Below are 13257 nucleotides of genomic sequence, written 5' to 3' on the forward strand. Positions count from 1 at the left end.
GCCGAGTCGCGAACCGGCTTCAGGCGCAGGTGGCGCGAATGAATTCGGGCACGACCACCGCCTTGAGCTTCCCGCTGTCGTCCTTCACGCACAGCGCTCGCGTCTCGCGTCCTTCGCAGATCAGCGTGTCGCCCCGCATCACGCGGTGGGTCTGGATGAAGACCTTGCCGCGCCATTCCTCGACGCTGGTGTGGATCTCGATGCGCTCGCCATAGGTGACCGCGGTGTGGAAGCGGGTGTGGATCTCCAGCAGCGGGGCGCCGACGCAGCCCGGCAGCTCCGGCATCGCGCGCCAGGGCGGCAGACCGCACGCGACGAAGTAGTGGTGCGACGCGGCATCCATCCATCGGGAGTAGTTCGGAAAGAAGACAATGCCCGCGGGATCGCAGTCGCCGAACTGCACGTCGACGCCATAGACGATGGTCTTGCTCATGGTTTTCAAATTGCTCGCTCCGGTTGGGATCATTGTTCTTCGCTGCGCCCGAACGCGCAGTCGATGCGACGACACTCGAGATAAGGGTTATCCCGATAGCCACGCGCTGCGCGCCCGGAGGAAAGGATGACGCGCCAGCAACGCGTGCCCGCCACATCGCTCACGCTGGACGAGTTGCTCGAACAGTCCGCGTGGTTCGTCCAGCTCGACGAGCCTGCGCAGGCGCAGGTCCGCCGCGATGCGACGGAACGCGCGGTGGCGATGGGCGATTCGCTCGGTCATCACGGCGAGCAGCAGCATGCCTGGTATGGCGTCCTCGAAGGGCTGGTCAAGTGGGCGATCACGGCGCATGACGGGCGGACGGTCTCCCTTGGCGGCCAATCGGTGGGCAGCTGGTTCGGGGAGGGCACGCTGATCCGCAACACGCCGCGCCAGTCGGACCTCGTGGCGCTGCGCCACAGCAGGGTCGCGCTGATTCCATTCGACACCTTCGACTGGCTGCGCCACCACCGGCCGTCGTTCAACGACTTCCTCCTCATGCAGGTGAACGAGCGCCTGCACTGGTTCATGGGCAACTACGCGGCGCACGGCCTGCTGGACACCGACGGCCAGGTCGCCCGCGCACTTCTGGGCATGGTGCATCCGCTGGCCAACCCGCGCGGCGAGCGCCACCTGCAGCTCTCGCAGGAGGAACTCGCCAATCTCGCCGCCGTTTCGCGCCAGAGCTGCAACAGCGCCCTGATGCGCTTCAAGAGCGCCGGTCTGGTGCGAAGCGAGTACGGCGGCATCGTCGTGCTCGACCTCCCGGGCCTGGAACGACTGGTGCCGTAGGCCCCTCGTGGGGGCGCATCCTGCGACCTCGGGTTTACCCTTATCCGAACTGTCGGAGGATCGACTGAGGCAAAACGCGCTGCCCGGAATGATGCGTGCCATGGCATGGCGCCATCACGAAGGAGACACGCAATGAACCACGCAGCGTCGGCGGCCCACAGGGTTGCAGACATCCACCCGTCCGCGAGCCGATCCGCGGAGGACCTCATCTATCGGCGGATCAGCTGGCGCGTCATGCCGATCGTGCTGGTCGCCTACGTCTTCGCGTTCCTCGACCGCATCAACGTCGGCTACGCCCAGCTCCAGATGAAGCAGGACCTGGCGTTCTCCGATGCGATCTACGGATTGGGCGCCGGCCTCTTCTTCCTCACCTACCTGCTGTTCGAGGTGCCGAGCAACCTGCTGCTCGAAAAGATCGGCGCCCGCCTGACCTTCCTGCGCATCATGGTGCTGTGGGGGCTGGCCTCCTCGGCCACGGCCTTCGTCACCGAGCCCTGGCAGTTCTACGGCGTGCGGTTGCTGCTGGGCATGTTCGAGGCCGGCTTCTTTCCCGGCATCATCCTGTACCTCACCTACTGGTATCCGAGTCACCGCCGCGGCCGCGTGACCGGGCTGTTCCTGTTCGGCATGCCGATCACCGGCGTTCTCGGCGGCCCCCTGTCGGGAATGATCATGGGCGGCATGGAAGGCATGGCCGGGATGCACGGCTGGCAGTGGCTGTTCATCGTGCAGGGCCTGCCGACCGTCCTGATCGGCTTCCTGCTCTACCGCCTTCTGCCGAACAAGCCGTCGGAGGCGCCATGGCTGAGCGTCGCTGAAAAGGCCCACGTGCAATCGGTGCTCGACGCCGACCATAAGGCCGACGCGAAGCCCGGCCACCACGGCAAGCTGGCGGCCGCGCTGTCGGACCCCAAGACCTATGTGCTGGCCTTCGTCTATTTCTGCTGTGCGTGTGCGGTCTACACCGTCACCTTCTGGCTGCCCACGATGATCAAGGGCCTGGGCGTCTCCTCGGTCGGTGCGATCGGCTGGATCACCGCGGTTCCCTATGTCTTCGGCGCGCTCGGTGTGCTGGTGATCAGCCGCAGTTCGGACCGCTTCAAGGAACGCCGCTGGCATGTCGGCGGAACGCTTGCCGTGGGTGCCGCCGCACTGTTCGCGACCTCCTTCCTCGGCACGGCCTTCGCGCCGGTGATGGTCCTGTTGTGCTTCGCGGCCTTCTTCATCTTCGGCGGCGGCTCGCTGTTCTGGTCGATCCCGCCCACCTACCTCGGCCGCGATGCAGCCGCTGCCGGCATTGCCGTGATCAGCTCGCTCGGCATCCTGGGGGGCTTCGTCAGCCCGACGGTGATCGGCTGGATCAAGAGCCTCACCGGCAGCATCCAGATCGGCCTGGGTGCCCTGACTGCGCTGGTCATCGTCGGCGGGCTCACGATCCTCGTCGCCTTGCCCAAGAGCGCAGTGCGCGTCGGCACCGACGCCTGATTCCTTCTTCCTCCAAATCCCTTTACCGAGACCCCCGCCATGAGCAAACCCAAAGTCATCGTCACTATCGCCCCGACCGGCGGCATGGCCACCAAGAAGATGAACCCGAACCTGCCGACGCAGCCGCAGGAGATCGCCGACGACACCTACCGCTGCTACAACGCAGGCGCGAGCCTCGTGGCCGTGCACGCGCGCCGGCCCGACGACGAGGCGACCTGCGACCCGTCGATCTACACCCGCATCAACCGGCTGATCCGCGACAAGTGCGACATCATCCTGAACAACTCCACCGGTGGCGGCATCAACGGGGACATGGTGCGCGAACTGCCCAACGGCCTGTGGGAAATCCAGTGGGAGGAGCGCCTGAAGGGCATGCAGGGCGAGGGCGTCGAGATGTGCACGCTCGACGCGCAAACGGTCATCGCGAGCTTCGGCGGCAAGGAGATCCTGGTGGCGACCCCGCCCACCTGGATCCGCCAGATCGCAACGATGATGAAGGAGCGCGGCATCAAGCCCGAGTGGGAAGTGTTCGGGCTGGCGGACATCGTGCAGGACGTGCAGCGCTCGCTCAACGAAGGCCTGGGCGACGCGCCTCACTTCATCAACATCGTCATCGGCGCCAACGCCTTCCAGGGCGCGTTGCCCTATACCCCGAAGCTGCTGCAGACGATGGTGGACCACCTGCCGGCGAAGACGGTGTTCAACGTCAGCGCCATCGGCGCGGCGCAACTTCCGGCGGCGATGAACTCGCTGCTGCTGGGCGGCCATGTCCGCGTCGGGCTCGAGGACAACCTCTACTACGAGCACGGCGTGCTGGCCACCAACGTGCAGCTCGTCGAGCGGCTCGTCCGGCTGATTCGCGAGATGGGCTACGAACCGGCCACGCCGGCCGAGGCGCGCGAGATCATCGGGCTGCGTCCGCTGCGCTGAGACACGCGAGACCATGGACAGAGCGAATACCAAGGTGGCCGTCGTCGGCACCGGCGTCATCGGCGCGGGCTGGGCGGTGCACTTCCTGGCGCAGGGATTCGACGTCACCGCGACCGACCCGGCGCCCGGCGCCGAGGCGCGGCTTCGCGAATGGGTCGATGCCGCCTGGCCTACCGTCATGGCGCTCGGCCTCGCGGACGGCGCATCGAAGGACAGGCTTTCCTTCACGACGGATGTCGCGCAGGCGGTGCGGGACGCCGTCTTCATCCAAGAGAGCGGCCCCGAGAGACTGCAGGTCAAGCACGCCTTGATCGAGGCCATCGAATCGGCCGCGAGGGCCGATGTCATCATCGCCTCCTCGTCGTCCGGCCTCTCAGTCAGCGAGATCCAGGCGCGCGCCACGCATCCGGAGCGCATCGTGCTGGGCCATCCCTTCAATCCGCCGCACCTCATTCCGCTGGTGGAGGTCGGAGGCGGCCAACTGACGTCGGCCGGGAACGTGACCCGGGCGATGGCGTTCTATGCGTCGACCGGCAAGAAGCCCATCCGCATTCACAAGGAGGTCAAGGGCCACATCGCGAACCGCCTGCAGGTGGCGCTCTGGCAGGAAGCCATCTCGCTGGTGCAGCGCGGAGTGGCCTCGGTGGAAGACATCGACACCGCGATCTCCTACGGGCCGGGCCTGCGCTGGGCATTGCTCGGCCCCTTCGTCAACCTGCACGCATCCGGCGGGGCAGGGGGCATCACTCATCTGCTGCAGCATCTGGGGGCGTCCCAGCGTGAATGGGCGCGCGATCTCGGGAAGTATCCGGAGACGGACGACTACATCGAGCAGCTTGCGCAGGGTGTCGAGGATGAGTTGGAGGGGCACGACTTTGCCGCAATGCTGCGTGAGCGGGACGAACTGCTGGTTCAGTTGATTGCGGCGAAGGCGTCGAAGGCGCAGATTCCGTAGGTTGGACCTGCGAGCGGAGGAGAGCGGCCGCTCGACGGTCGCTCATCAACGTGCGGTTAACGAAGTAGAGGCCGGTGAACGTCTCGAACGAGAGCTTTGGATACCCCGGGATATGCATCGAGCGTTCATGGACATCCCACGCATCCCGAAGCATGTAGCCAAGCGCCTCGATGGACCGGATGAAGTCGGCCCGGTTGTAGATGTGCACCGGCGAAAACGACCCTTCGCCCAGGTTCTGCGTCGTGACGAAATCATCGCCGTCGTGAAGTGGCAGCTTGTTCAACAGGATGTGCGGCGGACGCCGCTTGCACAGGCCCAGCAGCTTCGCAGGATGGGCATCTTCGAAGTATTGAATGGCGCCGGACGAGATCCATACATCCTGCCTTCTGGCGACAAGTGCCTCGTTCAAATCGGTCGTGAATCGTAGGGGCCGCGCCTCACGTTCGATCGCGAGATCGCGTCCAAGGGATGCGATCTCGGGCACCTCGACGATTTCCCACGAGAGCTCTGCAGGCATCTCCAGGTACGGTCCATAGGCGTAGTAGTGCACGCCGACGGAGCCACCGATGTCGAGAACGCTTTTCGCACCCAGGCGAAAGGCCTTGTCGAGCCACCACATCACGGGGTAGTCGTACTCGAACACCCTCTTCGTCCGGACGTCGATGTACTCTTGCGCAAGCGCTTTGCGGTTGAAGCCCGGATTGTCCGGAAGCTCCAAGCGTGCATTTGCGAAGTTTTCGTAGACGCCGAAGTAAGCGGCGTAAGTTCTTGGGGAGAGAAACCGCTTCCTCTCCCAGTTCAGTCTCGAAGGCCGGACCAGCGGGCTGTCGACGATGCGGCGTGCCGAGTGAATGACACCGTAGATGGACATGTCGGAACTCCTCGAGAAGCCGTTGGACCTCGGTTGCCGCTCGCCGTTTCGCTCAGCAGTTGCACGGCGTCCCAGCCGCAGAGCCGAGATCGCCGTCAGATGAGTCGCGAGCGCGCGTTCAGTTCGCCCGTTCGATCGATGTCACCACAAATTTCCCCTCCTTCTTGTCAGCCGTGAACCGGACTTTGTCGCCATCGCTGAGTCCATCGAGAAGCTTCGGGTCGGCGACGGCAAACACCATCGTCATGGCGGGCATGCCCAGGTTTGCAAGCGGCCCATGCCGCAGGGTGAGCTTTCCGGCTTCTCGATCGACTTTGCGCACTTCGCCTTCCGACAGCAGTCCCTGTTCGCCCGCAGCGGGCTGGGCATGATGGGCGTCATGGCCGGCGGGCTCGCTCGACTGGGCGTGAGCCAGGGACGCGCTCGCGAGGGCGAGCGCCAACAGGATTCGATTCGCTTTCATGATGGCTCCCAGCTTCATTTCACCAGCACCTTTCCGACCATGCCCGCTTCGAAGTGACCGGGCTGCAGGCACGCGAACTCGAACTCGCCGGCCTTCGTGAACTGCCAGATGATTTCCCCGGCTTTCCCGGGCTTCACGTGGGCCATGTTCGAGTCCGCGTGCTCCATCTCCGGAAACTTCTTCATCAACTCGGCGTGCTCCTTCAGAGCCTCCTTCGTGCCGAGCACCATCTCGTGCAGGATCTGGCCGTCGTTGCGGACCACGAGCTTCACCGTCTCGCCCCGCTTGACGGAGATGGTTGCAGGACTGAACCTCATGTGGTCGCTCATCCCGACATGGATGACGCGGGAGACTTTCTTCGGGTTGCCCTCCTGGCCGAAAGCGGTGGCCTCCACTTTCGATGCATCGAACGTGCGCGGCTTGGCGTGCTCTTCGTCACCGTGAGCCATCGCGCTGGAGGACAGGACGCCCAGCGCGGTTGCCGACAGGACGGATCTGATGATGTTGGATTTCATGGTTTCACCTTCAATGGGAAGTCAGTGGCCCTCGTGCCCGTCGGGGCGGCGGACCTGGAGATTGCTTGCGGCCGGCGTGTCGACCTTGGCGCGCGTGGGGTTCGGGACTTCGCCCCGCCACTCGTGGGCCACGGTCCCGGGCGGGTGCCTGTACTTGCCGGGGTCCTTGTAGTCCCCTGGTCGAACGTTGTCGCGAACCTTGACGACGCTGAACATGCCGCCCATGGCGACAGGACCGAAGGGCCCCGTGCCCGTCATCATCGGCAACGTGTTGTCCGGCAGCGGCATCTCCATCTCGGCCATGTCGTGCATGCCCTTGTCGCCCATGACCATGTAGTCCGGCACGAGCTTCGTGATGCGCTCGGCGAGGTTCTTCTGGTCGACCCCGACCATCGTCGGAACGTCGTGCCCCATTGCGTTCATCGTGTGGTGCGACTTGTGGCAATGGATGGCCCAGTCGCCGGCGACCGCGTCGAACTCGAAGGCACGAAGCTGGCCCACGCCGATGTCTGTCGTCACCTCCGGCCAGCGCGCGGCCTTCGGGACCCAGCCACCGTCCGTGCCGGTGACCTCGAAGCTCGGACCGTGCATGTGGATGGGATGGTTGGTCATCGTGAGGTTGCCGACCCGGATGCGGACGCGGTCGCCCGTGCGAGCCACCAGCGGGTCGATGCCCGGGAACACGCGGTTGTTCCAGGTCCACATGTTGAATTCGGTCATCGTGCTCACCTTGGGCGTCATGGCTCCGGGCTCCACGTCGTAGGAAGCCAGCATGAACATGAAGTCGCGGTCCACCTTCATGAAATCCGGGTCCTTCGGGTGCACCACGAGGCAGCCGTACATGCCGAGGGCCAGCTGCAGTTGCTCGTCCAGGTGCGTGTGATAGAAGTGGGACCCCGAACGCAGCAGCGTGAACTCGTAGACGAAGGTCTTGCCGACGGGAATCGGCGGCTGCGTCAGGCCCGACACGCCGTCCATCCCGGAGGGCACCAGCACCCCGTGCCAATGAATGGCTGTCGGCTCCGGCAGCTTGTTGGTCACGAAGATGCGCACCCGGTCTCCTTCGACCGCCTCGATGGTCGGACCGGGGCTCGAGCCGTTGAAGCCCCACATGTTGACCTTCATGCCGGGCGCGAACTCGCGGACCACCGGCTCGCACACGAGATGGAATTCCTTGACCCCGTTGCGCATGCGCCAGGGAAGCGACCAGCCGTTGAGCGTGACGACAGGATTGAACGGCCGCCCGTTGGGTGGCGGCGGAGGCGGCACGGTGGATGCGGTCGACTGAACGGCTGCTTCCGGCAAAGATGCGGCACCTGCGCGGCTGACTGCCGTGGCACCCAGCGCGACGGCACCAGCGGCTCTGAAGAAACTGCGTCGATTGGACATGGGTCTGGGTCCTTCTCAGTGAGCCGCGGAAGCCGGGGCGCCTTCGCCGGCCGACGGTCGGCCAAGGGCCGAAGCGCCCGGCGAGCCACCGGTGAGCGAGGTCTGCAGGTTGGTGTCGGCGACCCAGAAGTCGCGCAATGCCTGCACGTATCCCGTGACGCCGGCGACTTGCTCCCGGGCGTCTGCCAGAAGCTCGAACACGCTGATCAGCATCCCGTTGTAGCGCAGCAGGTTTTCCTCGGAGATGCGCTTGCGAAGCGGTACCACCTCATCGCGGTAGTGCCTGGCCAGCTCGTAGGCCGTCAGGTAGGCCGAGTACGAGGCGCGGACCTCCGAGCGCGCATTCACGGCCACCTCGGCGGTGCGATTCACGGCCTGCATGTAGGTCGCTTCCGCTCGGGCTGCACGCGTCGAGCCGAAATCGAAGAGAGGCAGCTCGAGCTCGATCTCGTAGCCGTTCGAGCGGGGGCGACCGGTCTCGCTCTTGTTCTGGTAGCCGACTTCGAGCACGTTCACGAATCGCGTCGCGCGGGTCAAGCCGAGCGACCTGGCAGTGGCCTCCGTGTTGCGCCGGGCCATGAGCACGTCCAGGCGTTTCTCCAAGGCAATGCGCTCTGCATCGACGGGTTCGGTGGGCTGCCTGGGGAGGTCCGGCAGTCGATCGGGAAGACGGAAGTTCACTTGCTCGCCGGATAGCCCGAGAAGGCGCGTGAGTCGCTCCTTGTCCGCCGTTGCCTGATGCTGGGCGCGAGCGAGCTGTACGGTGGCGTCGGCATGGAACGCCTGCTCGCGCATCTGCGAGAGCTTGTTGAAGTTGCCAGCCTGCAGCATGCGCTTGGCGAGTTCATTCGACACGTCGGCCGTCTCCTTGACCTGCTTGAAGTACCTGAGCAGTTCCTGCGCGGAGACCGCATCGAAGTACGCGCGGCGCACGTCGGCGGCCAAACCCACCGCGTCCGAGGCCGCCTGGAATTGAGCCTGCTCGAACCGCCGCTGTCCGACCTCCGACGCGACAGGCATCGTGAGAAATCCGAGCACGTTGAACAGCATTGCCCGGTCGATTTCGACATCGCCGCCGCCCGAGAGACGACCGAAACTGAAGACGGGATTGGGAAGTCGGCCGGCCCGGACGAAGTCGGCCTCGCTGATGCCCATCTCGCCGAACTTCGCTTGCAGCCCTCGGTTGTTCACGAGCGCGATTTCGACAGCAGCGTCGGCGGTGAGCGGCTGCGCGAGGAGTTCTGCGACCCGGTCCTGCGCAGCTTCTCGGTCAGTGTTCGTCCGCAGCATGGTCACGGCCTGGCCTGTCCGCTCCTTCGTGAGTTCGGAGACCTTGTTGAAGCCGCCGTCCTCGGAAAACGAAGCGCAGCCCGCGAGCAAAACGGACGCTGCTGCAGCGGCGACAGCAGGCCGCATCGTCGCCGGCCTCCGTGCATGGGGTGGGCGCCGCGCCTGGTGGGCGCTTCGTGGCGCCGACGCCCCAGGGTTCGAAGGGCCGCCCCGAGCTGCTGTCGCGAATGGCAGGAATGTGGCTATGAGGAGCCAGAAGGTTTTGTTTTTCACATCCGAAGCAATCTGAACCGCCGACGGTCGTCGGCCGATGCCCGTGCGTGCGCACGAGCGCCATCAGGCCTCGCGCGGAGGCCTCGAGGGGTCAGATGCTTCGAGGGGGACGATCCTGGCCGTCGGACAGGAATTCCGTGGTCGGCGCCCGAGTCGGGGGGAATTCCGCCGTCGCCGGCGGAGCCTGCGGCAGCGCGAACGTCACGGCAATCGGCGCGCTCGCGGAGCAGCAGGAGGCGCAGACGCTGCATTTGTCGCCCGCATCGTGCGCGTGACCGGACGCGTGGTCGTGTTGCGAGTGCGAGTGGAACGCGCTCTCGCTGCCCTTGTCGGCGTGATCGTGAACGTTGCCGGAGACAGTCGCCGCCTGAACGTGCCCCGAACCGGTCGCACAAAGCATGGCGGCAGCCATCGCACCCCGCATCGGGAGTGCGAATGCCAGAAAGACCAGGAGCCAGACGCGAAGGGATTTCACTGCGCAGAGGTTGAAAAGAAGCCGAGCCGTTCAGCCCGGTCGGGAGATCCTAGACCTTGCCCCCATGGGAAGGTCAACGCGCCATGGGAGGGCGGCCGGTCCGAGCGTCATCGGTCGCCCGCCAGCAGTTCCTTCAGCAGTTGGATCGCCGCCTGCTGCGTGCGGGTGACCGGTCGTTGTGCGCTGGTCGCCAGCCAGGCCCGCACCCGCAATCCCGGCTCGCCGATCGGCCGCACCATGTAGGCGGAAGGCCGCACCGAGCTCGTCACCGCGTGGCGGGTCAGGACGGCGCAGCCCAGTCCCTCGGCCACCAGTTCGAGGATCGCGGGAACGCCGTCGATTTCCATCGCCACGCGCGGCAGCCGGCCGAGCGCGGCCAACTCCGTCTCGACCTGCATGCGAATGGCGTTGGGCCGGCTGGGAATGATCAATGGCAGGTCGGCCAGCTGCAGTATGGACACGGGCAGCGGCGGGTCCTCCGCCAAGCCGAGCGGGCGCTGCTGCACCAGCACCAGTTCCTCTTCCATCAGCGGAAGGATGTCGAAGCCGGTGGTGGGTTGTGCGTTGTAGAGCACCGCCACATCGAGCCGGCCGGAGGCCAGCGATTCCTGCATGGCGATGCTCAGTCCTTCGGTGATCGACAACTGCGCCTGCGGCAGACGCTGGCGGAATTCGCGCATCAGCGGCACCGCGTAGGCCCGGGCGACGCTCGGGGGCAGGCCCAGCGCCACCCGGCCGGCGAGGCCGCCGCGCTCGAAGGCCAGTTCCTCCTGCGCGCGCGCCACCTGGTGCAGGATGCCCCGACCGTGCTCCAGCAGGAGGTTCCCGGCCTCGGTCAGCGTGACGCCGCGGCCGTTGCGCACCAGGAGGTTCTGGCGCAGTTCCACTTCCAGCGACCGCACCTGGCGGGACAGCGCCGGCTGGGCCACGTCCAGGACCTGCGAGGCCCGCGTGAAGCTGCCGAGCTCGGCCACGCGCACGAAATATTCAAGTTGCTTGAGGTCCACGTCCGCCGTCGCTGTCGATCGTGACAATAGGTATCGCGAAAACGGGGATCTTATCCAAAGATATGCCGATTTGCTCTAACTGATAGCGCTGGGGACCGCTGTTCAGAAGGCGTCGCCCTTCGGACAATCCGGCCAGCTTCCCGCCGCTCACGCCCGAGCGCAGCAACTATCAGGAGACAAGTGCATGACCACTCCCTTGCGAGGCATCTCGTCCATGGCGACGCGCCAGCTTCTCGCCGAACTGGTCCAGGGCTGGACGGCGCGCGGCGGCGAACCGATCGCCATCGAATCGGTCGGCGGCGTCGATGCGGCCCGTCGCGTGCAGGGCGGCGAAGAGCCTTTCGACGTCGTTTTCCTGGCTTCCGACGCCATCGACAAGCTGCAGTCCGGCGGGCGCGTGGTGCCGGGCAGCAAGGTGGACCTCGCGCATTCCGGCGTCGCTGTGGCGGTGCGCACGGGCACGCCGCATCCCGACCTGAGTTCCGAAGAGGCTGTCCGGCAGGCCGTGCTGGCAGCGCCCACGATCGGCTATTCGACCGGCCCCAGCGGCGTCGCTCTCCAGAAGCTTTTCGAGCGCTGGGGCATCGCGGAACAGGTACGCGAGCGCACGGTGCAGGCCCCGCCGGGCGTCCCGGTCGGCTCGCTGGTGGCCCAGGGGCAGGTGGCGCTCGGCTTCCAGCAGTTGAGCGAGCTGATCAGCCTCGAGGGCATCGACGTGGTCGGTCCGTTGCCGGCGGCCATCCAGATCACCACCACCTTCTCGGGCGGCGTCGTCGCCGGCTCTCCGAATGCCGACGCGGTGCGCCGGCTGCTGACTTTCATGGCCTCGTCCGAAGCGGCCGAGGCCAAGCGCCGCCAGGGCATGGACCCGGTCTGAGCGCAGCTTCCTTCCACCGATCACACAACATCCGGAGACGCAATGACCGAAACGACGCTTCGCGGGTCGCAGGCGAATGTCCAGACCCTGCTCAATGAAACCCCCTTCACGCCCTACCAATGGATGGTGTTCGGGCTGTGCTTTCTCATCGTGCTGCTCGACGGCTTCGACACGGCGGCCATCGGCTTCATCGCGCCGTCGCTCATCAGCGAGTGGGGCATCGACAAGGGCGATCTCGGCCCGGTGCTGAGCGCGGCCCTGTTCGGGCTGGCGTTCGGCGCACTGAGCGCGGGTCCGCTGGCCGACCGGTTCGGGCGCAAGGGCGTCCTCACCGTCGCGGTCGTGATCATGGGTGCGGCCTCCCTCGTGTCGGCCAGTTCCGGCTCGTTGACGTCGCTCACCATCTGGCGTTTCATCACCGGTCTCGGCCTGGGTGCGGCGATGCCCAACGCGGTGACGCTGATGAACGAATACTGTCCGGACAGCAAGCGGTCCTTCATCACCAACTGCATGTTCTGCGGGTTTCCCGTGGGCTCGGCCTTCGGCGGCTTTTTCGCCGCGTGGCTGATTCCCCATTTCGGCTGGCGCAGCCTGCTGATCCTTGGCGGCGTCGTGCCCCTGCTGCTGGCGGTGCTGATGCTGGTGGCGCTGCCCGAGTCGGTTCGCTTCATGGTCGCTCGCCGCTATCCGGCCGATCGCATCCGCAAGGTGCTGTCCCGCATCACGCCCCGCGCCGCCAAGGCGGAGAGCTTCACGCTCGACGAAATGCGCGAGCCGGCACATGCGGCAGGCGAAGCCGGCCCGCAGGGCCTGCGGCTCATCTTCACCGGCAAGTTCATCGTCGGCACGCTGATGCTCTGGGTCGCCTACTTCATGGGCCTGGTCATCGTGTACGGACTGGTGAACTGGATGCCGGTGCTGTTCAAGGAATCCGGCATCCCCCCGGCGCAGGCTTCGGTGGTCGCAGCGCTGTTCCAGCTGGGCGGCGTGGGCGCGATCTTCTTCGGCCTTCTGATGGACAAGTGGAACGCCAATCTCATCATCGCGGCCGGCTATTTCCTGACCGCCATCGCGGTGGCGCTGATCGGGCAGGTGCTCGGCTCCGGCGTGGCGTCGCTCGTGGTGGCCGTGTTCCTGGCCGGCCTCATCATGAACGCCTCGCAGTCCTCGATGCAGGCGCTGGCCGCGGAGTTCTATCCGACATCGGGACGGGCGAGCGGAGTTTCCTGGATGCTCGGCATCGGGCGGTTCGGCGGCATCGCCGGCTCCTTCCTGGTCGCGGAACTCTCCCGTCGTCACCTGGAACTGTCGCAGGTCTTCCTGATCGTGGGCATCCCCGGGCTGATCGCGGCGGCGGCGCTGCTGATCAAGAACCGCGCGACCGGCCCCGCTGGCGGTGCGGCGATGCAGGTTGTCGCGCACTGACCGGCAAACAGGCCGAACATATTCACCTACTGCAAAAC

The 13257-nt window shown here is 65.9% G+C and carries 12 protein-coding genes and 1 pseudogene; 6 read left to right on the top strand and 7 right to left on the bottom strand.

Features of this window, described 5'->3' with window-relative positions:
- Positions 1 to 19 precede the first annotated feature (19 nt).
- Positions 20 to 433, bottom strand: coding sequence for an acyl-CoA thioesterase (locus WKW77_RS23405; protein WP_340359282.1), 414 nt, complete (start codon positions 431 to 433; stop codon positions 20 to 22).
- A gap of 126 nt (positions 434 to 559) precedes the next feature.
- Here WKW77_RS23405 and WKW77_RS23410 point away from each other — a divergent pair, with 126 nt between their 5' ends.
- From WKW77_RS23410 to WKW77_RS23425, 4 genes are all read left to right on the top strand, one after another.
- Complete coding sequence (locus WKW77_RS23410; protein WP_340359283.1) at positions 560 to 1264, top strand: Crp/Fnr family transcriptional regulator; 705 nt, start codon at positions 560 to 562, stop codon at positions 1262 to 1264.
- 132 nt (positions 1265 to 1396) lie between these two features.
- The gene (locus WKW77_RS23415; RefSeq protein ID WP_340359284.1) at positions 1397 to 2749 is read left to right on the top strand and encodes an MFS transporter; all 1353 of its coding nucleotides are present in this window, start codon (positions 1397 to 1399) and stop codon (positions 2747 to 2749) included.
- A gap of 39 nt (positions 2750 to 2788) precedes the next feature.
- The gene (locus tag WKW77_RS23420) at positions 2789 to 3679 is read left to right on the top strand and encodes a beta-keto acid cleavage family enzyme (RefSeq protein ID WP_340359285.1); all 891 of its coding nucleotides are present in this window, start codon (positions 2789 to 2791) and stop codon (positions 3677 to 3679) included.
- A 13-nt stretch (positions 3680 to 3692) separates the two neighbouring features.
- The gene (locus tag WKW77_RS23425) at positions 3693 to 4634 is read left to right on the top strand and encodes a 3-hydroxyacyl-CoA dehydrogenase NAD-binding domain-containing protein (protein WP_340359286.1); all 942 of its coding nucleotides are present in this window, start codon (positions 3693 to 3695) and stop codon (positions 4632 to 4634) included.
- A 121-nt stretch (positions 4635 to 4755) separates the two neighbouring features.
- Here WKW77_RS23425 and WKW77_RS35005 read toward each other — a convergent pair.
- The 6 genes and pseudogenes from WKW77_RS35005 to WKW77_RS23455 form a co-directional block, all read right to left on the bottom strand.
- Positions 4756 to 5505, bottom strand: a pseudogene (locus WKW77_RS35005) (methyltransferase, TIGR04325 family); the annotation flags it as partial.
- 118 nt (positions 5506 to 5623) lie between these two features.
- Positions 5624 to 5986, bottom strand: coding sequence for a copper-binding protein (locus WKW77_RS23435; protein WP_340359288.1), 363 nt, complete (start codon positions 5984 to 5986; stop codon positions 5624 to 5626).
- Entirely contained in the window at positions 5983 to 6483 is a 501-nt protein-coding gene (locus WKW77_RS23440; RefSeq protein ID WP_340359289.1) for a cupredoxin domain-containing protein, read from the bottom strand. The genes WKW77_RS23435 and WKW77_RS23440 overlap by 4 nt, the downstream gene beginning before the upstream one ends.
- 21 nt (positions 6484 to 6504) lie before the next feature.
- Positions 6505 to 7872, bottom strand: coding sequence for a multicopper oxidase family protein (locus WKW77_RS23445; protein ID WP_340359290.1), 1368 nt, complete (start codon positions 7870 to 7872; stop codon positions 6505 to 6507).
- 15 nt (positions 7873 to 7887) lie between these two features.
- Positions 7888 to 9288, bottom strand: coding sequence for a TolC family protein (locus WKW77_RS23450; RefSeq protein ID WP_340359291.1), 1401 nt, complete (start codon positions 9286 to 9288; stop codon positions 7888 to 7890).
- A 729-nt stretch (positions 9289 to 10017) separates the two neighbouring features.
- On the bottom strand, positions 10018 to 10917 hold the full coding sequence (locus WKW77_RS23455) for a LysR substrate-binding domain-containing protein (protein WP_340359439.1): 900 nt from the start codon (positions 10915 to 10917) through the stop codon (positions 10018 to 10020).
- A 184-nt stretch (positions 10918 to 11101) separates the two neighbouring features.
- On the opposite strand from WKW77_RS23455, the gene WKW77_RS23460 reads away from it, so the two are divergent.
- Both WKW77_RS23460 and WKW77_RS23465 read left to right on the top strand, forming a co-directional pair.
- The gene (locus WKW77_RS23460; RefSeq protein WP_340359292.1) at positions 11102 to 11794 is read left to right on the top strand and encodes a substrate-binding domain-containing protein; all 693 of its coding nucleotides are present in this window, start codon (positions 11102 to 11104) and stop codon (positions 11792 to 11794) included.
- A 42-nt stretch (positions 11795 to 11836) separates the two neighbouring features.
- The gene (locus WKW77_RS23465) at positions 11837 to 13219 is read left to right on the top strand and encodes an MFS transporter (protein ID WP_340359293.1); all 1383 of its coding nucleotides are present in this window, start codon (positions 11837 to 11839) and stop codon (positions 13217 to 13219) included.
- The last annotated feature ends 38 nt before the right edge of the window (positions 13220 to 13257 follow it).

The sequence above is a fragment of the Variovorax ureilyticus genome (assembly GCF_037889935.1).
Taxonomy (GTDB): domain Bacteria; phylum Pseudomonadota; class Gammaproteobacteria; order Burkholderiales; family Burkholderiaceae_C; genus Variovorax; species Variovorax ureilyticus.

What these genes read in the sequence shown, in the direction of transcription:
- WKW77_RS23435 (WP_340359288.1), bottom strand. Translation starts at nt 5,986, where the DNA reads ATGAAGCTGGGAGCCATCATGAAAGCGAATCGAATCCTGTTGGCGCTC.
- WKW77_RS23425 (WP_340359286.1), top strand. Translation starts at nt 3,693, where the DNA reads ATGGACAGAGCGAATACCAAGGTGGCCGTCGTCGGCACCGGCGTCATC.
- WKW77_RS23410 (WP_340359283.1), top strand. Translation starts at nt 560, where the DNA reads ATGACGCGCCAGCAACGCGTGCCCGCCACATCGCTCACGCTGGACGAG.
- WKW77_RS23415 (WP_340359284.1), top strand. Translation starts at nt 1,397, where the DNA reads ATGAACCACGCAGCGTCGGCGGCCCACAGGGTTGCAGACATCCACCCG.
- WKW77_RS23405 (WP_340359282.1), bottom strand. Translation starts at nt 433, where the DNA reads ATGAGCAAGACCATCGTCTATGGCGTCGACGTGCAGTTCGGCGACTGC.
- WKW77_RS23445 (WP_340359290.1), bottom strand. Translation starts at nt 7,872, where the DNA reads ATGTCCAATCGACGCAGTTTCTTCAGAGCCGCTGGTGCCGTCGCGCTG.
- WKW77_RS23440 (WP_340359289.1), bottom strand. Translation starts at nt 6,483, where the DNA reads ATGAAATCCAACATCATCAGATCCGTCCTGTCGGCAACCGCGCTGGGC.
- WKW77_RS23450 (WP_340359291.1), bottom strand. Translation starts at nt 9,288, where the DNA reads ATGCGGCCTGCTGTCGCCGCTGCAGCAGCGTCCGTTTTGCTCGCGGGC.
- WKW77_RS23460 (WP_340359292.1), top strand. Translation starts at nt 11,102, where the DNA reads ATGACCACTCCCTTGCGAGGCATCTCGTCCATGGCGACGCGCCAGCTT.
- WKW77_RS23420 (WP_340359285.1), top strand. Translation starts at nt 2,789, where the DNA reads ATGAGCAAACCCAAAGTCATCGTCACTATCGCCCCGACCGGCGGCATG.
- WKW77_RS23465 (WP_340359293.1), top strand. Translation starts at nt 11,837, where the DNA reads ATGACCGAAACGACGCTTCGCGGGTCGCAGGCGAATGTCCAGACCCTG.